The following is a 26,267-nucleotide window of genomic DNA, read 5'->3' on the forward strand; positions in this document are numbered from 1 at the left end:
AACGTTCCTCTAACGCATTTGCAGGATGATCGGGCTGCTGCTGGCCGGATCCGTGCGTCCACGCAGTTTGTTGACCGCCTGCGCTTCAACGGCACCACCCTGATTGCCCCAGGTGCTGCGCATGAAGCTCAGCACTTCGGCGATCTCTTGATCCGATAACTGTTCACGGAATGCCGGCATGCGATAGGCGTCCGGTACTCCGGCGGCCACCACCCGTTGCGAACCGTTGAGGGTGATGTTGATCGCCGAGGCGCTTTCCTTGGCCAGTGCCGAGGTGGCGCCGGCCAGCGGCGGCATCCATTCCGACTGGCCCTTGCCGTCCAAACCGTGGCACGAAGCACAGCGCGTGACGTAGGTATGGGCACCGGGCGCGTCCAGACGTTCCGTCGCCGAAACCGTTTGGTACTGCCATGGCTGGCCGTCGCGCTGACGGTCCCCGGGCAATGACTTGAGATAACGGGCAATTGCGCTCAGATCGTCATCGCTCATGAACTGCGTGGAGTTGTTGAACGCCTCGGTCATTGAGCCATAAACCACTGCATGTTTGTTACGCCCGGTCTTGAGGAACTGCACGATCTCCGGTTCGCTCCAGCGGCCCAGACCGGTGTTGTGGTCGTCACGCAGACTTGGCGCGTACCAGCCATCGAGCAAGGCGCCGGCGAGGTACGGCGTGGCGGATTCATCCAGAGCCTTCTCGTTGAACGCCAGACCGCGCGGCGTATGGCAACTGCCGCAGTGCCCGGCGCCTTGCACGAGATAAGCGCCGCGATTCCACACGGCATCCTGCGACGGTTTGGCCACGTAAGGTTCGGTATCGGCAAACACACCGTTCCACAACGCAATCGGCCAGCGCAGGTTCAACGGAAAAGGAATCGCACTCGGGATATTCGCCTGCTTGACCGGTGCCACGCCTTTCATGAAAAACGCGTACAGCGCTCGCACATCGTCGTCACTGAGCTTGGCGTAGGACGGGTAGGGCATCGCCGGGTACAGACGACGGCTGTCGGGTGCCACGCCGTGGCGTACCGCACGGTCGAAGTCCGCCAGGCTGTAGCGACCGATGCCGGTTTCCGGCTCCGGGGTGATGTTGGTCGCGTGGATCGCGCCAAGTGGCGTGGCCATTTCCAGGCCGCCAGCGAACGGCGCACCGCCCGGCACGCTGTGGCATGCCACGCAATCGCTGAGTCGGGCGACGTATTCGCCACGAGCGACCAGCGCCGGGTCGATATCGGCCACGGCGGTTTGGTTGTTTTCAAGGCGCGAGACAGGCTCACGAGTGACATACCAGGCCAGCAGGCCTGCCGCGACCAGGCACGGCACTGCCAGCCAGCCAGCGGTTCTTGCGAATCGGCGGTTATTCATGGACGCTCCGGCGCTGATCAAGTGAAGGTGTGTCGGCTCATGGGCAGGCTGCGCACCCGTTGCCCGGTCAGCGTTGCCACCGCATTGGCGACGGCGGGCGCGACAGCGGGCAACGGTGGTTCGCCGATGCCGCCCATTTTTTCCCCGCTCTCGACAACACGCACGTGGACCCGGGCCATCCGCGCAGGCGGCAGGATCGGATACAGGTCGTAGTTGCGCGCGCGCGGTTTGCCATCAATCCACACGGCTTCCTCCACCAGGGTCTGCGACAGGCCCAGCGCCACCGCGCCATTGACCTGTGCTTCGACAATCGCCGGATTGACGATGCTGCCGGGGTCGATCGCCTGCCAGATGTCGTGCACCTTGACCTGACCGTTCTCGATGGAGACCTCGGCGATCACGGCGGTCTGGGTACCGAACGGCGACGCCATCGCCACGCCTCGCGCACGTTTGCTGCCGTCCGCCGCGGTGAACGGCCCACGCTTCCAGCCACCCGACAGCTCGCCCACTGCTTGCAGCAGCGTGGTCAGTCGCGGGTTGTCGCGCAGCAGATGCAGGCGCAATTCGAACGGGTCCTTGCCACCCTTGTCGGCCAGTTCGTCAAGGAACGATTCGTAGAAGAAGTCGTTGAGCGAATTGCCCACCGAACGCCAGTAACCCAGCATCGCCGGGCCTTTGGCGTAGATCTGCGCGATGCGCTTGTTGGGGATCGCATAGGACTTGCCCGACAAGCCTTCAAGCGCCGTCGGGTCGAGTTTTTCACCCTGTTTGCCGGCCAGCGCCTCGGTCGGGCCTTCGGTGGCGCTGATTGCTTCGATTGCCAGCGGCCAGCCGTCGTTGTCCAGCGCGGCGCGGAAATTCACGGCGGCCACGGGACGCAGCACATCGCGCAGGAACTCTTCCTCGCGGCTCCAGATCAGTTTGACCGGGCGACCAACCGCTTTCGATAACTCAATTGCCTGCGGGTAGGGACTGGCGGCATCGTAGAGGAAGTGCCGACCGAAGAAGCCCCCGAGCAATGGCGAATGCAAGGTGATGCGCGACGGATCCAGCCCGGTGCGTTTGGCGATGTCGGCACGAAACATGTCCGGCGCCTGATTCGGCAGCCAGACTTCCAGCGAACCGTCGGGATTGAAGCGGGCCAGCGCCGACGGCGGCTCCAACTGACCGTGGTTCAGGTACTGGTTGTGGTAGGTGGCGTCGATCCGCGTTTTGGCGTTCGCCAGAGCTGCAGCCACGTCGCCCTCATTTTCATCATCCTTGGCCGGGCCTTTGTCTTCAGCCAGGCGCTTGAGCCAGGCATCGCTGGAAAAGTCGGCGGGCATCGGCCGTACCTTGCTGTCGGCCGTGGGTTCCTGCCAGTCGACCTGAATCGCTTCCACTGCACGTTTGGCGTGCCACCAGCGTTCGGCGACCACGGCCACGGCACCCGGCAGACGATGCACGGAATGCACGCCTTTCATTGCTTTGACCTGCTCTTCGTTGCGCAGGTTGCCCACGGTCATGCCCAAACGCGGGGCATGCTGAACGGCGGCGTGGAGCATGTCGTCGACCTTCAGGTCGATGCTGTACAGCGCTTTGCCCGTGGACTTGTCGTAGGCATCGACGCGCTTCACCGGTTTGCCGATCCAGCGGAACTGGCTCGGATCACGCAGTTGCACCGAGGCCGGATCGGGAACCGGCAGATCCATGGCATGTTCGGCCAGTTCGCCGTAGGCCAGCGAGCGGCCCGACTTGGCGTGCACGACTTTGCCGGGTTCGGTACTCAGTTCGCTCACCGGCACCCCAAGTTTCTGCGCACCGGCCTGCAGCAGCATGGCGCGGGCGAGGGCGCCGAGGCGGCGCATCACCGGGTAACTCATGCGCACCGACATGCTGCCGCCGGTGATGCGCATACCGTTTTCCATCACCACATAGGCTTCGCCGGGCGGCGCGGCTTCGACCAGGAATGTCGACGGGTCGGCATCCAGTTCTTCACCGACGATCTGCGCCATCGCGGTGAACGTACCTTGTCCGCCTTCCATGAACGGGCAGAGCAGGCGCACGCGGTTGTCCGGGCGAATTTCCAGAAACGCCGGCACCTGCGTGCCGCGCTCGGCAGTCGCGGCCGCCACTGCGGCTTGCACCCGAGTCGTGCCCAGCGGCAGGCCGAAACCGAGCACCAGTGCGCCGACAGCGGTGCCGGCCAGGAAACGTCTGCGCGACACGTTGATTGGTTCGTGCAGAGCCAGTGCTGATGCTTCCTGAGCAGGATCGATACGCACGTTCATCAGGCGTCTCCCTTGCCGGCCAGTTCATGCACGGCGGCATGAATGGCGTTGTACGTGCCGCAGCGGCACAGGTTGACCATCGCCGCCTCGATCTGCGCATCACTTGGTTTGGGGTTCTGCTTGAGCAGTGCCGTGGCGGCCATCACCTGCCCGGACTGGCAGTAGCCACATTGGGCGACCTGCAGATCAACCCAGGTCGAGACCACGCGTTTGCCCACGTCATCGGCCTCGATCGCCTCAATGGTGGTGACCTCGCGGCCGACCACACCGGCCACCGGCGTGACGCACGAGCGCACCACGTTGCCGTCCACCAGCACGGAACAGGCGCCGCACTGCGCCAGTCCACAGCCGTACTTGGTGCCGGTCATGCCCAGATCATCGCGGATCACCCACAGCAGGGGCGTATCGGCGTCGGCATCGACCTGATAGGTTTTCTGGTTGATTCGTAGTTCCATGGTTCACCCGCTCGATCATCGGTTGACGTGCATTTTTATAAGCGGTGAAACGCTGCGTGGCGCCTCACCGGTAAAGCGTGTTCTTTTGCTCAACTGGCCGTATTGCCCAGTGCTTCTGCGGCGAAGGGGTCGCCACGCAGCAGCGCGATGTCCCGACTGGGTGCGGTGCCGTACAGGCGTGCGTATTCGCGGCTGAACTGCGAGGGACTTTCATAACCGACCGCAAACGCCGCTCGCGAAACGTCCAGACGCTCCATCAACATCAGCCGGCGCGCCTCGTTCAATCGCAGCCATTTCTGGTACTGCAGCGGGCTCATACCGGTGAGCTGGCGGAAGTGGTGGTGAAAAGTCGGTGCGCTCATCTGCACCCGCGCCGCCAGTTCATCGATGCGCAGCGCCTCGGTGTAGTTGACCTTGAGCCAGTCGATGGCTTTGGCAATGCGATAACCCTGGCCATCGACGGCCGTGATCTGCCGCAGCCGCGCGCCTTGATCGGTATGGAGCAGCCGATAGTGGATTTCCCGCAGCACCAGCGGCGCCAACACCGGGATCGCCTCAGGCTCGTCGAGCAATGCCAGCAGGCGTTCGAGCGCGCCTTCCAGAGCGGAAGACATGTTGCCAATGCCAGCGCCGGTGTTCGTCGACGGCTGCCGTTTCGCAGGCAAGCCACCTTTGCTGAGGATCTCGGCAAGCATGCCGACATCCAGTTTCAGCACCAGCCCGACGCAGGGTTGCTCGGGGCTGGCAAGCATCACTTCGGAATTGGCGGGCAGATCCAGCGAGGTGACCAGAAACCGCGAAGGGTCGTAGCTGTAACCCTCACCGCCGACCCACAAGCGCTTTTCCCCGCGGCCCACCAGAATCAGGCTCGGCTCGATCATGCACACGGTTGGTGGCGCCGGCTGATCGCGACGAAACAGCGACAGGCCGGCTATCGACGTGGCGAAGTCACCCGGCACGCTCACGCGCGAGTCAATGTTCAACGCCAAAGGTGATTGGTGGCGCAGCGGGGTAGGGATCATGTCGGGCAACTCCTGTTGAACGAACTCTAATCCGCTGCACAGGCGTTTCCTATACACCACCCTGCAACCTCAGAGGATCAGGCAAGCATTCAAGAGGAATGCACTAGGGCAGAGGCCAATCGACCGGGAGAATGTGTCAAACCATTACGGGATTGACGCGATTCGACGATGCGATCCTGGCACTGTGAAAAACAGTGCGTCCGGGCAATCGCCCGGACGCCTCTCGCAATACAGGTAGTTTCAATGACTTCTCTTTCTACAGAACAACGCGGCTGGAGCGCGGTGCTGGCCATGTCGCTGGCCGCTTTCGCTTTAGTCGCTTCAGAATTCATGCCGGTCAGCCTGCTGACGCCGATTGCCGCCGAACTGCACATCAGCGAAGGTCAGGCCGGGCAGGGGATTTCCGTGTCCGGTGCATTCGCCCTGATGACCAGCCTGGTGATTGCAGCGGTCGCTGCTCGTGTCGAGCGCAAGAAGCTGCTGTTGGGTCTGACCTTGCTGATGATCGTCTCGGGGACGGTGGTCGCATTCGCGCCGGGCTATCCGTCGTTCATGTTCGGGCGGGCCCTGATCGGTATCGCCATTGGCGGTTTCTGGTCGTTGTCGGCGGCAACCGCGATGAGTCTGGTGCAGCCTGACCAAGTGTCCCGGGCACTGGCGATCGTCAACGGCGGAAACGCGCTGGCGACGGTAATTGCCGCTCCGGCGGGGAGTTTCCTCGGCGCGTTGATAGGCTGGCGCGGCGCGTTCTTCTGTGTGGTTCCGGTCGCTGCGCTGGCGGCCGTGTGGCTGCTGATCAGTCTGCCGTCCTTCAAGCTCGAGCGTCAGGCCGGTAGCGGCAACGCCCTGCGGCTGATGAAGCAATGGCCGGTCGCCTTGGGGATGGTCGCTGTCAGCGTCTTTTTCATGGGGCAATTCATGCTGTTCACCTACCTGCGGCCCTTTCTGGAGGGGGTCACCGGGGTCAGCGTTGCAACCCTGTCCTTGATGCTGCTGGGGCTGGGGCTTGCCGGTTTTATCGGGACCTTTGTGATCGAAAGATTCCTCGGCACTGGCCTGTACCGAACGCTGACAGTTATCCCGCTGATAATGGCGGTCATTGCGCTGGCGCTGGTCAACTTCGGCGCATCGCCGCTGCTGACTGCGGTGCTGCTCGGACTCTGGGGGCTGGTCGCCACGGCGGCTCCCGTTGGCTGGTGGACCTGGCTGGCGCAGACACTCCCGGAGGATGCCGAAGCCGGCGGAGGCTTGCTCGTGGCCATCGTGCAACTGGCCATCGCCGCAGGGGCCATCGTCGGTGGACTGGCGTTTGATCTGAGCGGTTATAAAGCCACCTTCGAACTGAGCGCGGCGGTGTTGGTGATTGCGTCGGTGCTCGCTTGGTGCGCCGGTCGCAGTGCGACTGAAGTTCATCTGGTCGAGTCGAACGCGGCCGGCTGACGAGGGACACGTTGTCATTTGAGCGTAACGACGACCTTGCCCTTGGCGCGCCCCTGCTCGACGTACTTCAACGCCTCTGCCGTCGAGGCAAACGAGAAGCTGCGGTCAATCACCGGTCGGATGATTGCCTCCTCGACCAGCGTGGCAATTTTTTGCAGTTGTGCACCATTGGCCCGCATGAAGACGAACGTGTAGTTGACCGCCTGCTTGCGCGCCTTGCGCCGGATACCGAAGCTCAACAGGCGCATGACCTGTTGCAATGGCCAGGACAAGCCTTGTTCTTGGGCGAACTGTGCAGTGGGCGGGCCCGAGATGGAAATGAGCTGGCCGCCGGGCTTCAGGACCTTGAGTGATTTTTGCAAAACGTCCGGGCCAAGGCTGTTCAACACCACGTCGTAGTCGTGCAGGACGCTTTCGAAGTCTTGCTGTTTGTAGTCGATGACCAGATCGGCCCCCAGTGCCTTGACCCATTCGACATTCGCGGTGCTGGTGGTCGTGGCGACGAAGGCGCCGAGGTGTCTGGCCAACTGGATGGCAATGCTGCCAACCCCACCGGATCCCGCGTGAATCAGTACTTTCTGACCCTTTTTCAGTTGTGCGGTTTCGACCAGTACTTGCCACGCCGTCAACGCGACCAAGGGCAGGGACGCGGCTTGTGCCATGCTGGTATTGGCAGGTTTTCGTGCGACCGCGTTTTCGTCCACGGCGATCCATTCGGCGAACGTTCCGATCCGCGTTTCCGGCGGGCGAGCGTAAACCTCGTCTCCCGGTTTGAACCGCATCACCTGTGAGCCAACCTCAACCACGACACCCGCCAGATCATTGCCCAGTATGAGCGGTAATGCATAGGGCAGAATCAGCTTGAACTCGCCACTGCTGATCTTCGAATCCAGCACATTGACGCTGCTGGCGTGTACCTCGATCAAGACATCACGGGCACCCACCACAGGGGCAGACGCTTCGCCAATGCGCCCGGTGTTCTTTCCATAGCGATCAATCAGAAATGCTTTCATCGTAGTGCGGCTCTTGGCGGTTGTAAGGAGGGTAGCTGGCGCGTTGCGGTGTTGCTGCGCCGTGTCGTCAGGCGTCGAGGAATGCCTGCGCCTTGGCGACAAAATCAACGCAGTGCTGGAAAATTCCGCCGTGCCCGGCATCCTCATAAATCACCAGTTGTGCGTTGGGAATGCGCTTGGCCAGCGCCATCGAGTTGACGCTGGGCACCATGATGTCGCTGTCGCCGTTAACGATAAGCGTGGGTATGCGCAAGCGTCCGAGGTCTTGCGGCGGCTGTTGGCCCCACGCGGTGATCGCTTTCAACTGGCGCAGAAAAGCGCTTGGTGTCGAGCCTTTGTCGCGATTGTTTTTGCGTGCTTTCAGGCGTTGCAGATACTGCGACGCAGATCGACGGCCATTGGCTGTCGAGGTGAAGAACAGGTAGACCTTGGGATCGCGCAAGGTCAGCAAGCCTTTGAGGATCAATGGCCAGGTGACCGCACCGACTCTGTCGATGCCGTCGCCACCGGCCGGACCGGTACCGGTCAGAATCAAGCGACGCACCCGATCAGGCGCCTTCAGGGCGATGTCCTGAGCAACGAAGCCGCCGAGCGAGAATCCCAGTACATCAACGGTTTCCAAGCCCAGCGCCCGGATCAACTGAATGGCATCGTCAGCCATTTCACCGACAGTCAGTGGCGCGGTTCCACCAGAGCCGCCAATACCGCGATAGTCAGTGGTAATGACCCGTCGGGTTCGTGCCAGGCCATCAATGATCGCGGGATCGAAGTTGTCCAGCACGGCGCCCCAATGGTTGAACAGCACCAGAGGCACGCCGATAGCAGGGCCGATGTCGCGGTAAGCGAAGCGAACGCCGTTGACCGTGATCGACTGGTTCGCCGCGTTGCTGAATGGCGTCGACGCGCCAGTGTGGTTATTTGCCAGGATTTGATTCATTTCTGCTCCGGATCGCAGGCCGGATTCGATGCAGTGACTTGCGCCTGCATCGAATCCGCCGCGCGTGCTCGCTACCAGACAATCACTGTGGGTCCAGGTAGCGCTGGGCAACCGCAGACTGACGGATTTGCCCGATCAGGCCCTGACGTGCGCCTTGCAGATCATCCCAGCGTTGCGCTTCGTGCAGTGGCGGGATGGTCACCGGTTCGCGGCGATCGAAACCGACCAGAGCGGCGTCCACCAGATCACCTACTTCCATGATGTCGCTCAAGGTGTTGATGTCGATGCCGGAGCGATCCCAGATCTCCGTACGGGTGGCGGCGGGGAGTACGGCTTGCACGTAGACGCCCTGAGGTGACAGTTCCAGGCTCAGTCCCTGGGACAGGAACAGGACGAAGGCCTTGGTCGCGCCGTAGACGGTCATGCCGAACTCCGGTGCCAGGCCCACCACCGAACCGACGTTGATGATCGCGCCGTCACCAGCCTTGACCAGACGTGGAGCGATGGCGCTGGCCAGGCGCACCAGTGCGGTGGTGTTGAGGGCGACCAGTTGCGCAACGCTGTCGGTGCTTTGGTCGATGAAGTTACCGGAGAGGGCGGCGCCGGCGTTATTGACGAGGATGCCGATACGGGCGTCCTCGCGCAGGCGGTTTTCAACGGTGCTCAGATCAGCGAGTTGGGTCAGGTCCGCCGGGATCACATCGACGGTGACATCGTGTTCGCTGCGCAAGCGGGCTGCAAGTGCGTCCAGGCGTGCCTGGTCGCGGGCGACCAATACCAGATCGTGGCCGCGTTGCGCGAAGCGCTCGGCGTAGACCGCGCCAATGCCGGTGGAGGCGCCAGTGATCAGAACAGTAGGGCGGGTGCTCATGGGGGATCTCTCTTTCAGGGTGTGAGAAACGGAACGCGCTCAGCTGGCGCTGACGCTCGATTCAGCCAGCGTCGGGTAGTCGATGTAGCCTGCCGCACCGCCGCCATAGAGGGTGGCGGGATCGAACGCGGACAACGGCGCGCCCTGCTTGAGGCGCTCCACCAGATCCGGATTGCCAATGAACGGGCGACCGAAGGCGATCAGGTCGGCGTGGTCTTTGGCGAGCTGCGAAGTCGCCAGGTCCAGGTCATAGCCGTTGTTGGCGATGTAGGTGTTTTTGAAGCGCTGGCGCAGTGCGCCGAAATCGAAGGGCGCCACGTCGCGCGGGCCACCGGTCGCGCCTTCGACCACATGCAGATAAACCACGCCGAGGGCATCGAGTTGCTCGGCGACGTAATCGAATTGCGCCTGCGGATCGCTGCTGGAGACGCCGTTGGCCGGCGACACCGGAGACAGGCGCACACCGGTGCGATTGGCGCCGATTTCATCAACGACGGCCGCCGTCACTTCAAGCAACAGACGCGCCCGGTTTTCAATCGAGCCGCCATAGGCGTCGGTTCGCAGATTGGCGCTGTCCCTGAGGAATTGATCGAGCAAATAGCCGTTCGCGCCATGAATTTCCACGCCATCGAACCCGGCGGTAATCGCGTTTGCCGCAGCCTGGCGAAAATCCGAGACGATCCCCGGCAGTTCACTGGTCTCCAGCGCGCGCGGCGCCGAGACATCTTCAAAGCGATTGTTGACGAAGACTTTGGTGGCGGCGCGTAGCGCAGAAGGGGCCACGGGGGCGGCGCCGTTTTCTTGCAGATCAACGTGCGACACGCGGCCGACATGCCACAGTTGCAGGAAGATTTTTCCGCCCTTGGCATGGACTGCATCGGTCACCTGGCGCCAGCCGTCGATCTGTGCCGGCGTGTAGATCCCCGGCGTGTCCTGATAGCCCTGACCTTGTCGGGAAATCTGCGTGGCTTCACTGATCAGCAAGCCTGCGCTGGCGCGTTGGCTGTAATAGGTGGCCGCGAACTCGCTGGGTACAAAGCCTGCGCCTGCACGGTTGCGAGTCAGCGGTGCGAGGACCACGCGGTTCGACAGCGTCAGGTCGCCAAGTGTGTAAGGGGTGAACAGAGTCTGGTTACTCATCTGGTATTTCTTCCGTGCCCGTTGGTAGAGATCGGTGTGCGTGCAATTAGGATGATGATCGAAATCTAAACTGTCAACGGTTTTGATTATGACCAGCATCTATGTATGATTGGCGCAAGCATTCCCAATGAACACGAGGTACTGCACGTGCGAGTGACCAAGGCCCAGGCGCAGGCCAATCGAGAACATATCGTCGAGACCGCTTCCGAACTGTTCCGTGAGCGTGGCTTTGACGGCGTCGGTGTGGCGGATCTCATGGCGGCTGCCGGTTTCACCCACGGTGGTTTTTACAAGCATTTCGGCTCCAAGGCCGACCTGATGGCTGAAGCCGCGTCCTGCAGTCTTGCCAAGTCGCTGGCAGGTGCTGAAGCGCTCGACGTGCCAGGCTTCATCGATGTCTATGTGACGAGAGAACATCGCGACGGACGTGGCAGCGGTTGCACCATGGCCGCGCTGTGTGGCGACGCGGCGCGTCAATCGGATGAGGTGAAAAAGACGTTTGCCGAAGGGATCGAGCGCACCCTGCAGACCCTGGGAGACAAATATCCAACCGGGCCGGACGCCGTGGCGGGCGAGGGGAGGAAGAAAATGATCGACCTGTTGTCGCGGGCTGTCGGCGCGATTGTGCTGTCGCGCGCCTGTCCGGATGATTCCGCGCTGGCCGACGAGATTCTTGAGGTGTGCCGCGCGGAGATGCTGGCTTCGTTGCCGGCTGACGAAGAGGCGGTCTGAGGCGGCGCTCGCTCAGTAAACCCAGTACAAAAACGCCCGTACAATCAGCGGCCAACCAACGGCCCGCCACTCAAAAAAGGCGCCGTCAAATCGCAGATTGACGGCGCCTCCTGCTCAGATCCAGACGTCGTTGTCAGCCGTGCGCTCGCCACCTTCGTGCCCGGTGTTACGCACACCCCGAGGCTCGATCATCATCAGGCGCGCTTCTCCCTCCGCTGCCGTCCGATGTTCGATCCCGCGCGGCACGACATACAGCTCACCTGGTTCGACGTATACGCTGCCATGGGGCAGGTCGATCCGCAGCGTGCCATCAATCACAATAAAGGCCTCATCGGTTTCCGGGTGGGAGTGCCAGATGAATTCACCTTCGATGCGAACCACTTTGAACTGGTAGTCATTCATTTCGGCGACCACACGGGGGCTCCACTGCTGATCAATCAGCGCGGATTTCTGCGCCATGTTGATGGCGTGCAGTGCTGGTACTTTGTTGGTATGTGGCATGACAAATCCTCTATCAGACAGGAGTCGTCAGCCTAGCGAAGGCGCTATTGGCGATGCTTGTACGATCCTGCAAGTTGCCTTTGCCCCAGGACGCGTTCCAGCCAACGCGACGGAGATACCCCATAAGTGCGGGTGAAGTGCCGGGTCATATGACTTTGGTCGTGAAAACCCGCAGCCAGTGCGGCATCCACCAGCGAGAATCGGTCAAGCAGCAGCGTGCGCAATATATCCAGGCGACGCAGGGTCACGAAGCGATAGGGGCTGGTGCCAAACAGCACTCTGAAGTCCCGAGAGAGGCTCCATCTTTCACGGCCACTGGCGTGCTCCAGCATTTCCAGCGTAATGCTCTGGTGCAGGTGAGCCATGATGAATTCCCTTGCGCGCTCGGCTGCCGGGTAATCGAGCAGTTTGCGCCCGCGAGGTTTGCCGGCCACGGCGCGCAGGGCCATTGCCAGATCAAACAGGGCGTCCTGTTCTTCCAGCGGATCAAGTGAGTAATCCATCGCCTGCACGAACGCTTCGCTGGCGCGATACAGGCGTGGGTCGTTGGACAGACCGCCGGCGATGAAGGGTAGCGGTTCACCCTTCAACACCTGCTGAATCAAAGCCGGATCGATATAGGCCATTCGATAGCGAAACCCCGCTTCGGTCCCGGCCATGCCATCGTGCAGTTCATCAGGATGCAGGAGCAAGGTGTTTCCCGGTAAGCCGTGGCGCAGGCTGCCCTTGTAGTGAAAGCTTTGCACGCCAGAGAGGGTGCGACCGATCGAGTAAGTATCGTGCCGATGTGGGTGGTAGCCATGGCCGCCAAACCGGGCTTCGATACGTTCTATCCGCCCCGGTTGAGTGCTGCGCACTACCCAATCGGAATCTGGATCTGGTCTGGACTGTTCCATGGTTTCACTGTCTCTGAGAGAAGCCTGCTGCGAGCGATGATAGCCAACCTGATCGAAAGCAGGGTGTCACCGTTGCCCGCGCGTTTTTTGCGCCAGACGCTCACGCCAGTTGCCACCGTGAGTACGCTGGCACGCCTCCTCGGAGTCGAAACGCACGTTGCGCTCTGAAGGGGACAGGTCGATATCGGCTTCCCTCAGCGCAGTGGCCGTCAGTTCGAAGAGGCGTGCCTTGGCGTCAGTCAGGGCGAGGTTTTTGTCGGCTTCGGTGTCGAACACCCAAATGACGTTCAGGGTCGCCGCCAACGCGTTCAGGTCAGCGGTGTGGGTCAGCCAGGTGAAGCCGTTGATTTCAGCTTTTGCGGTTTCACACGCGTCGGTGAGCGTGGCAATCAAGCGCCGCTCGATCCGCGCCAGTTCACGTTTTCCAGGGGGCATTGCAGATCCTTTGGCGACAGTGGTGGTGTGGTCTCAATGTAATTGCTGAGGTTCACAAATCCTCATGTCCAACCCGAATTCCCTGTGGGAGCGAGCTTGCTCGCGAAAGCGGTAGGTCTGTGATGTCAGTGTTGACTGACTTGGCGCCTTCGCGAGCAAGCTCGCTCCCACAAAGGTTGCTGTGAACCGGGATGCCCCTGTCCAGCGCAAATCTTTGTGGGAATGTGGCGTCAGTCCAGATCGCTGGCCTGATGTCGCTCCGCAACCTGACTGGCCTCGTCACCCCAGGTGCGATTGACCCGCTGGCCACGCTTGACTGCCGGGCGCTCGGCGATTTCTTCTGCCCAGCGTTGTACGTGGGTGTACTCCTGCGCTGCGAGGAATTCGGCCGCCGAATACACGTTATTGCGCACCAGTTGGCCGTACCACGGCCAGACCGCGATGTCGGCGATGGTGTAGCTGTCGCCGGCCAGATAGCGGCTCTCGCCAAGGCGCCGGTCAAGCACATCGAGCTGACGCTTGGCTTCCATGGTGAAGCGGTTGATCGGGTATTCGAGCTTCTCCGGCGCATACGCGTAGAAGTGCCCGAAGCCACCGCCCAGATAAGGTGCGGCGCCCATCTGCCAGAACAGCCAGTTCAGGGTTTCCGTGCGGCCGGCGGGATCTTTCGGCAGGAAGGCGCCGAATTTCTCTGCCAGATACAGCAGGATCGAACCGGATTCGAATACCCGAATCGGCGGCTGTGCGCTACGGTCGAGCAGCGCCGGAATCTTCGAGTTCGGATTGATCTCGACAAAACCGCTGGAGAACTGATCGCCCTCGTTGATGCGGATCAGCCACGCGTCGTACTCGGCCTCGGTGTGCCCCAGTGCGAGCAATTCTTCCAGCAGGATAGTCACCTTGACGCCGTTGGGCGTCGCCAGTGAATACAACTGCAGCGGGTGTTTGCCCGCGGGCAGGGTCTTTTCATGCGTCGGCCCGGCAATCGGGCGGTTGATGCTGGCGAACTGGCCGCCGGACGGGGCTTCGTGTTTCCAGACTTTGGGCGGTACGTAGGGCGCTTTACTCATGAAATGGGCCTCATGGTGAACTTGCCGAGAATGACCTGACGGGTATCAGACCAGACAGCATAAACGCTCTAGCTCAAGACTGCGCAACCCCCGGAATGATCAAACACGCCGCCAGACCCATCAACGCGATCCCGATGACCTTGTCGAGGAGCCGCTGTTTTTCCAGCAGGCGCCGGCGTAGCCGTTCGGTGGAGAAAAACAGCGCGACCAGGCTGAACCACAGCCAATGAATGACCGACATGAACAGGCCATAGGCGAAGTTCATCGTCAGCGAACTGCCTGGCTCCACCACCTGACTGTACGCCGCTACCACGAACAACATGGTTTTCGGATTCAGTGCATTGGTCAGAAAACCTGAGCAGAACACCTTCCAGGCACGGGGTGCCGAAGCGCTCGCCTCGGCAAATGTCAGAACAGATTTATTGGTAAAGGACTTGATGCCCAGATAGACCAGGTAGCCGGCACCCAGCAGCTTCATCATCCAGAACAACATGGGTGACTGAGTGATGATCAGCGCCACCCCGAACACCGTGTAGAACACATGAACCTGCACGCCACAGGCGATGCCCAGCGCAGCCAGCAAACCACTGCGCCGCCCGTAGGCATAACTGTTGCGAGTGACCATGGCAAAGTCCGGGCCGGGGCTGATCACCGCCAGAATAGTGATGGCGATTACCAGAAACAATTCATTCATCCCTACGCTCCATCGCGTTATTTGCGCTACTTGAATTCACAGATACAGAGCCTGCAGCATCGCCGCCAACAGCGTGGATGGAATTAACAGGCCCTGAGCGGCGACATGATGGAGAAGTGTCTTTGGCAAAAAAAACGATTTATAGTCGCGAAAATCTGTGAGAAATCATCGTCTATATGAACCTGCCTCCGCTGGCTGCCTTTCGCTTCTTCAACACCGCCGCCCAGACCCAGAGTTTCGTCAAGGCCGCTGAGTTGCTGCACGTCACCCACGGCGCGGTCAGCCGTCAGGTGCGCTTGCTGGAGGAGGCGATCGGGGTCGAATTGTTCGAGCGGCGTAACCGCGCGATTTTTCTCAATCACGCGGGACGCTTGCTGTTCAACGTCACCGCGCCGATGTTCGAGCAATTGCAGAACACGGTTTATCGCCTGCAGCGTGAAGTCCACGACGATGTGCTGGTGGTGTCCTGCGAGCCAACCATCGCCATGAAGTGGTTGATCCCGCGCTTGCCTGACTTCCACAGCGCACACCCACAGTTGCAGGTGCAATTGCTGACGGCCGGCGGACCGATCGACTTCGCTCGTTCAGGCGTGGATCTGGCGATCCGCCGCGACGATTTCCATTGGGACGAGACCGTGCACGCCGTGACTGTTTGTGAAGAGTGGATCGGTCCGGTTTGCGTGCTGTCCAGTCGTCCTGACGGCGATCATTTGCGCGGCGCCTGCCTGCTGCACAGCAAGACCCGCCCGCAGGCGTGGGACAACTGGATGCGACAGACCCGGATCAGCGCGGCAGGGGGCAGTCGGGTCGATTACGAGCATTTCTACCTGTGCATTCAGGCCGCGCTGGCCGGGCTGGGCGTCGGTATGGCGTCGTTTCTGATGGTGCAGGACGAACTCAAATCCGGCCAGTTGATCGCGCCGTTCGGCTTCGTTCGCGACGGTTCGAGTTATTGCCTGCTGTCACCGCGACCCTTCGAACAGAGCGCCAATGCCATGCTTTTTCGTGAGTGGATTAGCCAGCAGATGAGTGCGTGCAGCCAATGGCTCGGGGGTGATCTGCAGCCTTGAAGACAGAGCGCTGCATTCATCAGCCAGGCATGATCAACGGGCTTGCATCGGCCAGCGCCTGTTCAGGTGCTCCGTCAAATAATCCATGAAGGCTCTGACCTTCGGCGTCATCGCTGCACGTTCCTGCACGCATGCATAGATGTCCATCGGTTCGACATGCCCGTGGGTTTCACCCGGAAGATCTTCGAACAGTTGCACCAGTTGACCGCTCTCGAGATAGGGCGCAGCGACGAATTCGGCCAGGCGCGTGACACCTGCGCCGTTGACTGCCATTTGCGCCAAGGCATCGATGTCGTCGCTGATGGCGGTGGCGTTGATCGGGGCGTCGTAGCGTTGGCCGTCGCGGATGAGGCCCCAGCGCAGAAAGCGTCCATCCAGTGGATAGCGAAACGCGAGGCAGGCGTGGTGTTGCAGCTCTTGCGGTGATTGCGGCACCCCGGCGCGCGCAAGGTAGGCGGGAGCGGCGCAGAAGATGAACGGCAGGGAAACAATCCGGCGCGCGACGATGCCGTCTTCCAGTTGCGGCTTGATCCGCAGGCTCAGGTCGATGCCGTCCTGGATGTGGTTGATTTTGCCGTTGGTGGTCGACAGCTCGACCAGCAGGCGTGGATGCAGCGCGGCGAAACTGGCGAGTAACGGCGCCAGGACGTGGCGGCCGAATGCACTGGTGGAGGCGATGCTCAAACGCCCTTGCAGTTCGCTTTCATCGCCGACGATCGCACTTTGCGCCGACTCCAGATCAGCCGCGATGCGTCGGACCTTTTCGTAATACAGCGCACCATTTTCGGTGAGGGCCATGCTGCGGGTGGTGCGTTGCAGCAGGCGAACGCCGAGGTGCGTTTCGAGGCGACTGAGGGTCTGGCTCACCGCGGCCGCACTGACGCCCAGGGTCTTGGCGGCGCCGACGATGGAGCCTGCTTCGACCACTTTGATAAAACTGGCAATCGCCGCCAACAGATTCATCCGTGTCCCGCCGCGTAGGTTTGATTCGTAAGTTGTGCTTTATAAAGTACCTGTGGCGGGCCGTCTAGTTGAGGGCAGGGGGCTTTGCTAAGGTGCCGGCTCCCTGTCAATGGATGGAAAAGCCATATGAATCAAAGAACCACTACCGATGCCTTGTATCCCAACCGGCGCAAGCTGTCGCCGCGTGCAACGCCGTACGTGTTTGCGTTGTACATGGCGACGATCATGGCGTTCCTGATGTCGCTGGTGATCACTGCGGCCAACTCCGGGATTGATAACGACTACCTGAGTAATGCCTTGCACGCCTACAAGCTGGCGATGCCGGTGGCTTTCCTTTGCATCCTCGTGGTGCGGCCGATCGTGATCAAACTGGTGGCGATGACGGTGCATCCGCATCGCTGAGATACGCCTCAGAAAAACTCGTCGAGCAACTGATAAAAGGCGATTTTTTGCTGATCCGGTTGCACTCCGTAAGCCTCGAAAAATACCGGCAGCCATTGCTCGCCCAGGTTGTAGGCGATGCTGTGGGCTGCCAGTGCCAAGTCCTGAAACCGATCGGCAACCCCCAGTCGCCCGCAGTCGACGAAACCGCTGAAGCGACCGTTGTCGGCGAGCAAGTTGGGCAGGCATGCGTCGCCATGGGTCACCACCAGGTCTTCGCTGTGCGGGCGCGCGGCCAGCATCTGCTCGAACACCGCTTCGGCGCTTTGGCCGAGGCGCGAATCGTCGAAATCTTCTTCATCGATCAAACCAGCCAGCAGGTGCTCGCGGGCCAAGGCGATTTTCGCATCGAGGCGATGATCGAATGGGCAGTTTTTGATGTCGAGCGCATGCAAGGTGCGCAAGGCATTAGCCGCCAGCGAGACAATTTGCTGCGGTGCGAGATGCTCGCTGCTGGCGAGGTCACGCCCCGGTACGGCAGTCATCAGCAACCAGAAGCGCTCGCTTTCTTCGACGCTGTCGAGCACGCGCGCCGCTGGCAGATCCTGCTCCGCCAGCCAGCGCAGGCGCTGCACTTCGCCGGGCAATTCGGCAAAGGAAATCCGCGGTTCCGATTTGACGAACAGCGGGTCTGATCCAGCGGGCGTGAGGCGGAACACGTCGGCACGGGATTCACCGATGGTTTGTTGTTCGTAGCGGATATCAGCGAAGCGTTGGCGCCATGTCTGTGGCAGATCCATTTTCATTCGTCCCTTGTGACAGTGGGCGCCAGTGCGCCTTCAAGAATTCGATAAACACTTTGACCTTGCGCGTACTGCGCCGGTGCGCCAGGTACAGCACGTAGATCCACGGGCCGAACGCGCTTGGCTCACGCCAGTATTCGGGCATCACTTCTACCAGTTCACCGCGCGCCAGATACGCTGCGGCGCTCCATTGCGGCAGAAACTGCAGGCCCTGACCCTTCAGCAGACATGCCAGCAGGAAGTCGTAATTGTCGCTGGCTACTCGCGGGTTCGGCTGGGTCAGGCGAATCCGCCGGTCCCCTTGCTTGACCCACCAGAAATGCCGGTTGAGCAGCGGGTGGCGGAAGATCAGCCACTCGTGCTGCTGATAGTTGTCCAGTGACACCTCTTTGCCCTTGCGCGCCAGGTACGCCGGGCTGGCGCACAACACCACCTGATTCTCGACGATAGGTTGGGCGATCACCCCCGGCAGGTCGATCGGGCCATCACGCAGCGCCAGATCGTAACCGCCATCCACCGGATCGTCATAGCTGTCGCTCAAGTCGACTTCCAGATGCACCTGCGGGTGGGCGTCGAGAAAACGGCAGCAGACTTCGTTGAGAAACGCCGGGGCGAAGGAGGGCGGGGCGGTGATGCGCAAGCCGCCGCTCAATTCGTGCTTGAGCTGTTCGACGCCTTCGCAGGCCAGTTGCAATTGCATCAGCGCCTGCCGCGCACCGTCCAGATAAATCCGTCCGGCCTCGGTCAGCGCCATGCGTCTGGTCGTGCGGTCGAACAGGCGCGTGCCGAGCTCGTCTTCCAGCTGCGCCACGGCTTTGGTCAGGGCTGACGGCGTCTTGCCGAGCACATCGGCGGCGCGGCTGAAATTGCCGTGTTCGGCGGTGGCGACGAACATGGTCAGGGCACTCATCTTGTCCATTGATCTATTCCTGCTGGGCACAGAAGTTGTGCGCGAGGTGGCATTCAGTTATCGCCAGGGCTTGGATAGGCTTGCTCGCAGCCTAACAAAAATAAAGAGAAGCCTCATGAAGCAGCTACTGACGCTGATGGTGTCATCGGCACTGGCCTGTGCCTCACTGGAAAGTCTGGCGTCCGCCGATCTGATCCTGCACAACGCCAGGGTCTACACCGCCGAACCCGGCCAAGCCTTGCAGCAAGCGGTTGCGGTGGAACACGGCAAGATCCTCGCCGTGGGCACGGATGCGCAGGTGATGCGTCTGAAGACGGCGGCCACGCAAGTGATCGACCTGCACGGCAAGGTGCTGATGCCCGGCTTCATCGACTCGCATTCGCACACCATCAAGGGCGGTCTGCAGATGTTGCAGGCCAACCTCGACGGGCAACTGTTGCCGCTTGATCAACTGGAACAGCACCTGCGGAAATGGCGTCAGGACGGCAAGGCGCAGCGTGGAGAATTCCTCAGTGTCGGCGGATTGCCGTCGACTTACTGGAGCGACATTGCCGGCCTTGAACAGCGCTTCAATCAGGGCGAATGGGCGAACCAGCCGATCCTGCTGCTGGGCTGGGATCTGCACACCGGCTGGGCCAATCGGGCCATGCTCGACCGCGCTGGCGTGACGGCTGAAAAGATCAAGGCACTCAAAGGCGAAGAGCAGGCGACCATCGGCCACCACCCCGACGGCAGCCCGGATGGCTTCCTCGTCGATGCCGGTCTGTACCCGGTGCAGGCCTTGCTGCCGCCGCCGACGGCTGATGAGTTGCTGGCGGGCGGGCGCGCGGCTCTGAACTACTACAAGAGCCTGGGGATCACCGGGTGGCTGGACCCGCTCGCCAACGAGGTCCCCGGCAGTGACGTTACCAACACCTCGCTCGGCGTGCTGCCGACCTACAAAAAACTCTCGGAAAACGGCGAACTCACCGCTCACGTTGCGGCGCTGCTGATGGCGGACTCCAAGGCTAGGCCGACCGACCTTGATGAGCTGGACAAGGTGCGCCAACAGTTTCTCGGGGTCAGCAACCTGACTCTGCCGGGGATCAAGATCTTCGCCGATGGTGTGGCCGAAGTGCCGGCGCAAAGCGCGGCGATGCTTGAGCCTTACCGCAACTCGAAAAACACCGGTGAGCTGCTGATCGACCCGGCGCACTTCGGCGAGCTGGTCAGTGCCGCCGATGCCCGTGGCTGGCTGGTGCACATCCACGCCATCGGCGACCGTGCGGTACGTGAATCGCTCAACGGCATCGAGCAGTCGCGCAAGGATCGGCAGAGCGGCATCGCCCATTCGATCACCCACCTGCAAATGGTCAACCCAAAGGAATTCGCCCGCTTCAAGGCGTTGAATGTGATCGCCTCGATGCAGATGTTCTGGGCCGCTGCCGACGAGTCGAGCATGGATCTGGTCAAGCCTTACGTCAGCGCGATGGCCTTCATGTACACCTATCCCGCGCGCTCGCTGCTCAAGAATGGCGCGACCATCGCCGGTGCCAGTGACTGGCCGATCACCACCCCCGAACCGTGGAAGGCGATCTATCAGGCCGTCAGCCGCAAAGGCCCGAAAGGCGTGCTCAACGCCGCTGAAGACATCGACCGCCAGACGATGTTCCAGGCCTACACCCTCAACGCAGCCAAAGTGCTGCGCCTGGAAGACCGGATCGGTTCGCTCAAACCCGGCAAGCAGGCCGACATGATCGTCCTCGACCGCAATGTGTTCAGTGTCGAGCCGCAGGCCCTGCGCGACACCCAAGTGCTCAATACCTGGTTTGCCGGGCGCGAAATCTACCGCCGCAAGCCTTGACGGCATCTCTCTGTAACGTACCCAAGGAAACCTTTTCGTGAATGTTCATTGCTTTGTCACCGACACCCGCAACCCACAGATTCGCGGGCAACAGATTGGCGCCACCTGGGCGGCTCAGATCCGCCAGACCGTTGAGCTCTATCTGGATTTCTTCAATCAGGTCGGTGTGCCTCAGGCACAGGTGCAGGCCATCGGCGAAGCCAGTCTGCAAACCCTCCAAAGCTGGTGCCCGAGCCTAGCCGAAGAGATCGTCGCCACTGCTGAGGGCGCCGGGATACCACTCTGGCAGCTCGCCAGCCTGAATGCCCGTACCGAGATTCTCGCGGTGATGCCGGCGTCCACCGAAGGCGAGTGTTCCACCGCGGTGTTTGCGCCCAACGGCGCATTGGCGCCGCGCACTATTCAGACCTGGGACTGGCACGATTCGCTGGTGCCCAACGGGTTGATCCTGCAACTGACCACGGCCAAGGGTATGACGGTCAAGCTGTTCACCGAGTTCGGCATGCTCGGCAAGATTGGCGTCAACAGTGCGGGGCTGGGATTGCATTTCAACATCCTGCATCACGCCAGCGACAACGGGTCCGCCGGGGTGCCGGTGCACGCGATTGCGCGGCGCATCCTCGAAGAAGCCAGCAGCGTTGAGGAGGCGATTGCGCTGGCGCGTTCGGCACGGGTCAGTGCCTCGACGGTACTGACCGTGTTCTCCCGCGAGGACTCTACCCCGCGTGCGGTGAGCATCGAAATGTCGCCGGTCTTCACCGCTGTGGTGCGGCCCGATGCCGAAGGCTGGATCACCCACACCAACCACTTTCTCGATCCCGAACTGAGCCTCGGCGAGCGTACCCCCGATGCCTCGACGACTTACGCGCGTTTCGATCACGTCAACGCGGCGCTGCAAAACATGGCCAGCGGCAATCTGAGCCGCAGGGCTGAGGCGATGTGCGGCGAGGCGGGCGAAGACGCGCCGATCTGCTTCCACCCGGATCTGAGCATGCCGGCGACCGAGCGTTGGGAAACCTTGCTGACCATCGGCATCGACACTGAAAACAGCGTGCTCGAATACGCCGCCGGCAACCCCGCGCAGCTGGCCCGAAACGGCCATCTGCGCTTCTGAATCGCTGCCTCCAATAAAAACAAAACGAGCATTGCACATGGCTACCGAGATTGATCGCACGAGCGGTTCCCCGTCTGCGCTGAGGACGTTTTTCGTCTCCGGCATGGGCACCGCCCTGGAATTTTACGACTTCGTGATATACGGCACCGCCGCCGCGCTGGTGTTTCCCAAGGTGTTCTTTCCGCAGATGGACCCGCTGACCGCGACGCTGGTGGCGTTCGGCGCCTTTGGTGCCGGGTTTTTTGCCCGGCCCCTTGGCGGCATGGTATTCGGGCATTACGGCGACAAACTCGGCCGGCAGAAAATGCTGGTGATCACGCTGCTGTTGATGGGCCTGAGCACTTTGTTGATCGGGTGTCTGCCGGGCTATGCGACCCTTGGTGCTGGCGCACCGGTGTTGTTGGTGCTGCTCAGGCTGGTGCAAGGCTTTGCCGCCGGTGGCGAGTGGGGCGGTGCGGCGCTGTTCGGCATCGAGTCGGCGCCGCCCGGACGACGTGGTCTGTGGGGCAGTTTCACCAGCATGGGCATCGGAATCGGCGGGATTCTCGGCGCCGGGGTTTTCGCCATTGTCAGTGTCGCGTCGCACGATGACCTGACCGGATTTGCCTGGCGTATTCCATTCTGGCTCGGTGGCGTGCTGGTGCTGATCGGTCTGTATGCGCGCTTGCAAAAACCGCTTGAACAACCCGCCGAACCGCAGACGCACGTGCGCATGCCGTTGCTCGAAGCGCTGCGCGCACGGCCCAGAGCCATGCTGCTGTGCACCGGTATCGCTTTCGGCTACGTGACCATCGCCTACATCGGCAGCACGTTCTTTCTGTCGTACGCCACGCAACTGGGCTATGGCAGCACCGATGCGCTGGTTTTCGACTTGTCGCTGTCGATCGCCATTGTGATCACTGCGCCGTTGTTTGCCTTGCTCTCGGACCGCATCGGACGCCGCAAGGTAATGATCCTCGGCGCGGTGATCATGGCCCTCGGTTTTTTTGCGTTCTTCCCGCTGGTCGGCCTCAAGAGCCTGCTGGTTTCAACCGCCGCCTACGTCGCCATCGGTGCGTTCATGGGCGCAACGCAGGGGCCGATTCCCGCGTTTCTGGCGGAGCAGTTTCCGCGGCACATGCGTTATTCGGGAATGTCGGCTGCTTATCAGATCGGTGCGGCGCTGGGCGGCGGGACAGCCTCCAGTGCGGCCACAGCGATTCTGATCGCCAACAATCACAACGCCTTCGGGGTGGCAGTTTACGGCGCGATTGCGCTGGGCATCGTGGCGCTGTGTTCATTGCTGCTCAGAGAAACGGCGCACCTGAGTCTGGCGCAAATCGATGAGGCCGAGTGGCCTTCACCCATGCCCGCTACCAGTTGAACCACTTGAACCTGTAGGAGCTGCCGAAGGCTGCGATCTTTTGATGTTGTTTTTGAAGATCAAAAGATCGCAGCCTTCGTCAGCTCCTACAGGGAGCGGCTCGGCAACGCCGTCGGGTAAAAACAATCGAAACTTCGCGCGCTCCCAAGCTGTCCAGACCCATGTACTGCCCGGCGGATATCTCGCCGGGCAGGCTTCATGCACAGGTGACAGGCGAGGAACGAGATGACGACGACAGTGGGAGATTTTCTGGTTGAGCGGCTCAGCCAATGGGGCGTCACGCGGATTTTTGGTTATCCGGGAGACGGCATCAACGGCGTGTTCGGCGCGCTCGCCCGAGCCAATGGCAAGATCGAATTCGTTCAGGCGCGACACGAAGAAATGGCCGCTTTCATGGCCTCGGCCCACGCCAAGTTCACGGGCGAGTTGGGCGTGTGCATCGCCACTTCGGGACCGGGTGCTTCGCACCTGATCACCGGGTTATACGACGCACGCATGGATCATCAACCGGTGCTGGCGATTGTCGGCCAGCAGGCGCGGACGGCGCTTGGCAGTCATTACCAGCAGGAGCTGGACCTGGTCTCGATGTTCAAGGATGTGGCCGGGGCGTTTGTGCAGCAGGCGTCGGCGCCGTCGCAGGTTCGGCATTTGCTCGACCGCGCCGTGCGTACGGCGGTTGGCGAGCGGCGGGTGACGGCGATCATCCTGCCCAATGATTTGCAGGATCTTGAGTATGAGCCACCGGCGCGGGCGCATGGCACCGCGCATTCCGGCGTCGGTTACACCAAGCCGAAAGTGCTGCCCTACGAGGCCGATCTGCAGCGCGCCGCTGATGTGCTGAACAGCGGTGAAAAAGTCGCGATTCTGGTGGGCGCCGGCGCACTGCAGGCAACGGATGAAGTGATCGCCATTGCGGAAAAACTCGGTGCCGGGGTCGCCAAGGCGTTACTCGGCAAGGCTGCGCTGCCGGACGATTTGCCGTGGGTCACCGGTAGCATCGGCCTGCTGGGCACCGAACCGAGCTACAAGATGATGCACGAGTGCGACACCTTGCTGATGATCGGCTCGGGTTTCCCCTATGCCGAGTTCCTGCCCAAGGAAGGTCAGGCGCGTGGCGTGCAGATCGATCTGCAGCCAGACATGCTCAGCCTGCGTTATCCGATGGAGGTCAATCTGGTCGGCGACTCCGCCGAAACCCTTGCTGCACTGCTGCCGTTGCTCGAACAGAAAACTTCGCACAAATGGCGCAAGAAAATCGAAGGCTGGCGCAGTACCTGGGAGAAGACCCTGGAAAAACGCGCGATGTCCAAAGCCGATCCGATCAATCCGCAGCGGGTGGTGTATGAACTGTCACCGCGCCTGCCGGATCAAGCGATCATCACCAGCGATTCGGGTTCCTGCGCCAACTGGTACGCCCGAGACCTGAAGATTCGCCGGGGCATGCAGTGTTCGCTGTCCGGTGGCCTGGCCTCGATGGGCGCTGCCGTGCCATATGCGATCGCCGCCAAGTTCGCCCATCCCGAGCGCGCGGTGATTGCGCTGGTGGGTGACGGCGCGATGCAGATGAACAACATGGCGGAGCTGATCACCGTCGCCAAATACTGGCGCCAGTGGAGCAGCCCGAAGTGGATCTGTGCGGTGTTCAACAACGAGGATCTGAATCAGGTCACCTGGGAGCAGCGGGTGATGGAGGGCGATCCGAAGTTCGAAGCCTCGCAAAGCATTCCCGACGTGCCGTATCACCTGTTCGCCATTTCCATCGGCCTGAAGGGGATTTTCGTCGACCGCGACGAGGACGTCGCTGCCGCCTGGGAGCAGGCGCTGGCCTCGGACGTGCCGGTGCTGATCGAGTTCAAAACCGATCCCAACGTGCCGCCGTTGCCGCCGCACATCAAGCTCGAACAGGCGAAGAAATTTGCCACGACCTTGCTCAAAGGCGACCCGGACGAGGCGGGCGTGATCGTGCAAGCCGCCAAGCAGGTACTGGCCAGCGTCCTGCCCGGCAAAAAATAATCGTGTAGGCGCTTCGTCGCGCTCCAATCTGTGAGCACCGCTGAACCCTGTGGGAGCGAGCTTGCTCGCGAAAGCGTTGTGTCAGGCACAGCGTTTGTGGATGTATCGACGCCTTCGCTGGCAAGCCAGCTCCCACAGGCATTTCGTTGTGCCTGAAATCTGTGAACGAGACAGTGGAGATTTTCATGCGTGAAGCGGCGAAGGGGCTTTTTTGATGTTTATCGGTTGCGCGGGCTGGAGTCTGGGGCGTGAGTATTGGCCGCAGTTTCCGGCCGAGGGCACGCATCTGCAGCGTTATGCGGCGCGGTTCGACTGCGTGGAAATCAACAGCTCGTTCTATCGCCCGCATCGGCGTCAGACTTATGCGCGCTGGGCGGATTCGGTGCCGCCGGGCTTTCGCTTTTCAGTGAAGGTGCCGAAGCAGATTACTCATGAGTTGCGTCTGCAAAACTGTGAGCAAGCGCTGGATGAGTTTCTCGGGCAGTGCGAAGGCCTGGCCGATCGGCTGGGGTGTTTGCTGGTGCAACTGCCGCCGTCGCTGGCCTTTGAGCCGGCACGCACAGAGGCGTTTTTCGTGGCGTTGCGCCAACGCTTCGCCGGTGACGTGGTGCTTGAGCCACGGCATGAGTCGTGGGTGGTGGCGGCGCCGATGTTGCAGGCGTATCGGATTTCCCAGGTCGTGGTCGATCCGTCGCGGATCAGCACCGATGGTTCGGCGCAGGGCTGGGCGGATGTGCGTTATTGGCGGCTGCACGGTTCGCCACGCATTTACCACAGCGCCTACGATGAGCGCTATCTGCAAGCGCTGGCAGAGCAAATGAAAGTCGCGGCAGCAGAGGGTGCCGCGGCCTGGTGCATCTTCGACAACACTGCCAGTGGTGCCGCGCTGGGTAACGCGTTGGCACTGGCAGCGTTGATGGCAGATTGAAGCAGGCGGACAACTACTCTTAGAAGGTTGTCGCGCCGACG

Annotated in this window: 25 protein-coding genes; 9 read left to right on the forward strand and 16 right to left on the reverse strand. The window is 61.4% G+C overall.

Going from position 1 to position 26,267, the window contains the following annotated elements:
- Positions 1-9: 9 nt before the first annotated feature.
- The 4 genes from QRN61_RS11515 to QRN61_RS11530 form a co-directional block, all read right to left on the reverse strand.
- A complete protein-coding gene (locus QRN61_RS11515; protein ID WP_285373814.1) occupies positions 10-1,362 on the reverse strand; it encodes a c-type cytochrome in 1,353 nt (450 codons plus the stop codon).
- 17 nt (positions 1,363-1,379) lie between these two features.
- Complete coding sequence (locus tag QRN61_RS11520) at positions 1,380-3,632, reverse strand: xanthine dehydrogenase family protein molybdopterin-binding subunit (protein ID WP_027613019.1); 2,253 nt, start codon at positions 3,630-3,632, stop codon at positions 1,380-1,382.
- Positions 3,632-4,087: a (2Fe-2S)-binding protein gene (locus QRN61_RS11525; RefSeq protein ID WP_027613020.1), complete on the reverse strand. Its 456-nt coding sequence runs from the start codon at positions 4,085-4,087 to the stop codon at positions 3,632-3,634. Before QRN61_RS11525 ends, QRN61_RS11520 begins: the two co-directional genes overlap by 1 nt.
- Before the next feature lie 89 nt (positions 4,088-4,176).
- The gene (locus tag QRN61_RS11530; protein WP_285373815.1) at positions 4,177-5,109 is read right to left on the reverse strand and encodes an AraC family transcriptional regulator; all 933 of its coding nucleotides are present in this window, start codon (positions 5,107-5,109) and stop codon (positions 4,177-4,179) included.
- A 243-nt stretch (positions 5,110-5,352) separates the two neighbouring features.
- Here QRN61_RS11530 and QRN61_RS11535 point away from each other — a divergent pair, with 243 nt between their 5' ends.
- Positions 5,353-6,549 carry an MFS transporter gene (locus tag QRN61_RS11535; RefSeq protein ID WP_285373816.1) on the forward strand — a complete coding sequence of 399 codons (1,197 nt, stop codon included), beginning with the start codon at positions 5,353-5,355 and terminating at the stop codon, positions 6,547-6,549.
- A 14-nt stretch (positions 6,550-6,563) separates the two neighbouring features.
- Here QRN61_RS11535 and QRN61_RS11540 read toward each other — a convergent pair whose 3' ends face one another.
- From QRN61_RS11540 to QRN61_RS11555, 4 genes are all read right to left on the reverse strand, one after another.
- Entirely contained in the window at positions 6,564-7,562 is a 999-nt protein-coding gene (locus tag QRN61_RS11540) for an NADP-dependent oxidoreductase (RefSeq protein WP_285373817.1), read from the reverse strand.
- 67 nt (positions 7,563-7,629) lie between these two features.
- Entirely contained in the window at positions 7,630-8,499 is an 870-nt protein-coding gene (locus tag QRN61_RS11545; protein WP_285373818.1) for an alpha/beta fold hydrolase, read from the reverse strand.
- A gap of 82 nt (positions 8,500-8,581) precedes the next feature.
- A complete protein-coding gene (locus tag QRN61_RS11550) occupies positions 8,582-9,370 on the reverse strand; it encodes an SDR family NAD(P)-dependent oxidoreductase (RefSeq protein WP_027613025.1) in 789 nt (262 codons plus the stop codon).
- A 39-nt stretch (positions 9,371-9,409) separates the two neighbouring features.
- Positions 9,410-10,510 carry an alkene reductase gene (locus tag QRN61_RS11555; RefSeq protein ID WP_285373819.1) on the reverse strand — a complete coding sequence of 367 codons (1,101 nt, stop codon included), beginning with the start codon at positions 10,508-10,510 and terminating at the stop codon, positions 9,410-9,412.
- Positions 10,511-10,615: 105 nt separating this feature from the next.
- Between QRN61_RS11555 and QRN61_RS11560 the strand changes: the two genes are divergently transcribed.
- Positions 10,616-11,242: a TetR/AcrR family transcriptional regulator gene (locus QRN61_RS11560; RefSeq protein ID WP_285373820.1), complete on the forward strand. Its 627-nt coding sequence runs from the start codon at positions 10,616-10,618 to the stop codon at positions 11,240-11,242.
- A 114-nt stretch (positions 11,243-11,356) separates the two neighbouring features.
- Here QRN61_RS11560 and QRN61_RS11565 read toward each other — a convergent pair whose 3' ends face one another.
- From QRN61_RS11565 to QRN61_RS11585, 5 genes are all read right to left on the reverse strand, one after another.
- Positions 11,357-11,743 (reverse strand): cupin domain-containing protein, encoded by a 387-nt coding sequence (locus QRN61_RS11565; RefSeq protein WP_166497375.1) that lies wholly within the window; start codon positions 11,741-11,743, stop codon positions 11,357-11,359.
- 44 nt (positions 11,744-11,787) lie between these two features.
- Entirely contained in the window at positions 11,788-12,639 is an 852-nt protein-coding gene (locus QRN61_RS11570) for an AraC family transcriptional regulator (protein ID WP_285373821.1), read from the reverse strand.
- A 66-nt stretch (positions 12,640-12,705) separates the two neighbouring features.
- A complete protein-coding gene (locus QRN61_RS11575) occupies positions 12,706-13,074 on the reverse strand; it encodes a hypothetical protein (protein ID WP_285373822.1) in 369 nt (122 codons plus the stop codon).
- 230 nt (positions 13,075-13,304) lie between these two features.
- Positions 13,305-14,144 (reverse strand): glutathione-dependent disulfide-bond oxidoreductase, encoded by an 840-nt coding sequence (gene yghU, locus QRN61_RS11580; RefSeq protein ID WP_285373823.1) that lies wholly within the window; start codon positions 14,142-14,144, stop codon positions 13,305-13,307.
- A 73-nt stretch (positions 14,145-14,217) separates the two neighbouring features.
- Positions 14,218-14,838: a LysE family translocator gene (locus QRN61_RS11585; RefSeq protein WP_285373824.1), complete on the reverse strand. Its 621-nt coding sequence runs from the start codon at positions 14,836-14,838 to the stop codon at positions 14,218-14,220.
- Positions 14,839-15,014: 176 nt separating this feature from the next.
- Here QRN61_RS11585 and QRN61_RS11590 point away from each other — a divergent pair, with 176 nt between their 5' ends.
- Positions 15,015-15,908, forward strand: coding sequence for a LysR substrate-binding domain-containing protein (locus QRN61_RS11590; protein ID WP_103368587.1), 894 nt, complete (start codon positions 15,015-15,017; stop codon positions 15,906-15,908).
- Positions 15,909-15,941: 33 nt separating this feature from the next.
- Here QRN61_RS11590 and QRN61_RS11595 read toward each other — a convergent pair whose 3' ends face one another.
- The gene (locus QRN61_RS11595; protein ID WP_103368586.1) at positions 15,942-16,871 is read right to left on the reverse strand and encodes a LysR family transcriptional regulator; all 930 of its coding nucleotides are present in this window, start codon (positions 16,869-16,871) and stop codon (positions 15,942-15,944) included.
- A gap of 126 nt (positions 16,872-16,997) precedes the next feature.
- Here QRN61_RS11595 and QRN61_RS11600 point away from each other — a divergent pair, with 126 nt between their 5' ends.
- Positions 16,998-17,273, forward strand: coding sequence for a DUF2798 domain-containing protein (locus QRN61_RS11600; protein WP_027613035.1), 276 nt, complete (start codon positions 16,998-17,000; stop codon positions 17,271-17,273).
- A gap of 8 nt (positions 17,274-17,281) precedes the next feature.
- On the opposite strand, the gene QRN61_RS11605 is transcribed toward QRN61_RS11600, so the two are convergent.
- Together QRN61_RS11605 and QRN61_RS11610 are read right to left on the reverse strand one after the other, a co-directional pair.
- Entirely contained in the window at positions 17,282-18,052 is a 771-nt protein-coding gene (locus QRN61_RS11605) for an APH(3')-II family aminoglycoside O-phosphotransferase (RefSeq protein ID WP_027613036.1), read from the reverse strand.
- Complete coding sequence (locus tag QRN61_RS11610) at positions 18,015-18,974, reverse strand: LysR family transcriptional regulator (protein ID WP_115989560.1); 960 nt, start codon at positions 18,972-18,974, stop codon at positions 18,015-18,017. The genes QRN61_RS11605 and QRN61_RS11610 overlap by 38 nt, the downstream gene beginning before the upstream one ends.
- A gap of 106 nt (positions 18,975-19,080) precedes the next feature.
- On the opposite strand from QRN61_RS11610, the gene QRN61_RS11615 reads away from it, so the two are divergent.
- From QRN61_RS11615 to QRN61_RS11635, 5 genes are all read left to right on the forward strand, one after another.
- Positions 19,081-20,808 carry an amidohydrolase gene (locus QRN61_RS11615; protein WP_285373825.1) on the forward strand — a complete coding sequence of 576 codons (1,728 nt, stop codon included), beginning with the start codon at positions 19,081-19,083 and terminating at the stop codon, positions 20,806-20,808.
- Between the two features lie 37 nt (positions 20,809-20,845).
- Complete coding sequence (locus QRN61_RS11620) at positions 20,846-21,922, forward strand: C45 family autoproteolytic acyltransferase/hydrolase (RefSeq protein ID WP_285373826.1); 1,077 nt, start codon at positions 20,846-20,848, stop codon at positions 21,920-21,922.
- Positions 21,923-21,959: 37 nt separating this feature from the next.
- A complete protein-coding gene (locus tag QRN61_RS11625) occupies positions 21,960-23,285 on the forward strand; it encodes an MFS transporter (RefSeq protein WP_027613040.1) in 1,326 nt (441 codons plus the stop codon).
- A gap of 225 nt (positions 23,286-23,510) precedes the next feature.
- Complete coding sequence (locus QRN61_RS11630) at positions 23,511-25,298, forward strand: thiamine pyrophosphate-requiring protein (protein ID WP_285373827.1); 1,788 nt, start codon at positions 23,511-23,513, stop codon at positions 25,296-25,298.
- Between the two features lie 214 nt (positions 25,299-25,512).
- Positions 25,513-26,226, forward strand: coding sequence for a DUF72 domain-containing protein (locus tag QRN61_RS11635; RefSeq protein ID WP_285373828.1), 714 nt, complete (start codon positions 25,513-25,515; stop codon positions 26,224-26,226).
- The last annotated feature ends 41 nt before the right edge of the window (positions 26,227-26,267 follow it).

Origin of the sequence: Pseudomonas sp. lyk4-TYG-107, assembly GCF_030209055.1 — a bacterium.
GTDB lineage: Bacteria > Pseudomonadota > Gammaproteobacteria > Pseudomonadales > Pseudomonadaceae > Aquipseudomonas > Aquipseudomonas putida_A.

Bases quoted from the DNA above. Each gene is read 5' to 3' on its own strand.
- QRN61_RS11515 (WP_285373814.1), bottom strand. From the start codon at position 1,362: ATGAATAACCGCCGATTCGCAAGAACCGCTGGCTGGCTGGCAGTGCCG.
- QRN61_RS11520 (WP_027613019.1), bottom strand. From the start codon at position 3,632: ATGAACGTGCGTATCGATCCTGCTCAGGAAGCATCAGCACTGGCTCTG.
- QRN61_RS11525 (WP_027613020.1), bottom strand. From the start codon at position 4,087: ATGGAACTACGAATCAACCAGAAAACCTATCAGGTCGATGCCGACGCC.
- QRN61_RS11530 (WP_285373815.1), bottom strand. From the start codon at position 5,109: ATGATCCCTACCCCGCTGCGCCACCAATCACCTTTGGCGTTGAACATT.
- QRN61_RS11535 (WP_285373816.1), top strand. From the start codon at position 5,353: ATGACTTCTCTTTCTACAGAACAACGCGGCTGGAGCGCGGTGCTGGCC.
- QRN61_RS11540 (WP_285373817.1), bottom strand. From the start codon at position 7,562: ATGAAAGCATTTCTGATTGATCGCTATGGAAAGAACACCGGGCGCATT.
- QRN61_RS11545 (WP_285373818.1), bottom strand. From the start codon at position 8,499: ATGAATCAAATCCTGGCAAATAACCACACTGGCGCGTCGACGCCATTC.
- QRN61_RS11550 (WP_027613025.1), bottom strand. From the start codon at position 9,370: ATGAGCACCCGCCCTACTGTTCTGATCACTGGCGCCTCCACCGGCATT.
- QRN61_RS11555 (WP_285373819.1), bottom strand. From the start codon at position 10,510: ATGAGTAACCAGACTCTGTTCACCCCTTACACACTTGGCGACCTGACG.
- QRN61_RS11560 (WP_285373820.1), top strand. From the start codon at position 10,616: ATGATTGGCGCAAGCATTCCCAATGAACACGAGGTACTGCACGTGCGA.
- QRN61_RS11565 (WP_166497375.1), bottom strand. From the start codon at position 11,743: ATGCCACATACCAACAAAGTACCAGCACTGCACGCCATCAACATGGCG.
- QRN61_RS11570 (WP_285373821.1), bottom strand. From the start codon at position 12,639: ATGGAACAGTCCAGACCAGATCCAGATTCCGATTGGGTAGTGCGCAGC.
- QRN61_RS11575 (WP_285373822.1), bottom strand. From the start codon at position 13,074: ATGCCCCCTGGAAAACGTGAACTGGCGCGGATCGAGCGGCGCTTGATT.
- yghU (WP_285373823.1), bottom strand. From the start codon at position 14,144: ATGAGTAAAGCGCCCTACGTACCGCCCAAAGTCTGGAAACACGAAGCC.
- QRN61_RS11585 (WP_285373824.1), bottom strand. From the start codon at position 14,838: ATGAATGAATTGTTTCTGGTAATCGCCATCACTATTCTGGCGGTGATC.
- QRN61_RS11590 (WP_103368587.1), top strand. From the start codon at position 15,015: ATGAACCTGCCTCCGCTGGCTGCCTTTCGCTTCTTCAACACCGCCGCC.
- QRN61_RS11595 (WP_103368586.1), bottom strand. From the start codon at position 16,871: ATGAATCTGTTGGCGGCGATTGCCAGTTTTATCAAAGTGGTCGAAGCA.
- QRN61_RS11600 (WP_027613035.1), top strand. From the start codon at position 16,998: ATGAATCAAAGAACCACTACCGATGCCTTGTATCCCAACCGGCGCAAG.
- QRN61_RS11605 (WP_027613036.1), bottom strand. From the start codon at position 18,052: ATGGATCTGCCACAGACATGGCGCCAACGCTTCGCTGATATCCGCTAC.
- QRN61_RS11610 (WP_115989560.1), bottom strand. From the start codon at position 18,974: ATGGACAAGATGAGTGCCCTGACCATGTTCGTCGCCACCGCCGAACAC.
- QRN61_RS11615 (WP_285373825.1), top strand. From the start codon at position 19,081: ATGAAGCAGCTACTGACGCTGATGGTGTCATCGGCACTGGCCTGTGCC.
- QRN61_RS11625 (WP_027613040.1), top strand. From the start codon at position 21,960: ATGGCTACCGAGATTGATCGCACGAGCGGTTCCCCGTCTGCGCTGAGG.
- QRN61_RS11630 (WP_285373827.1), top strand. From the start codon at position 23,511: ATGACGACGACAGTGGGAGATTTTCTGGTTGAGCGGCTCAGCCAATGG.
- QRN61_RS11635 (WP_285373828.1), top strand. From the start codon at position 25,513: ATGTTTATCGGTTGCGCGGGCTGGAGTCTGGGGCGTGAGTATTGGCCG.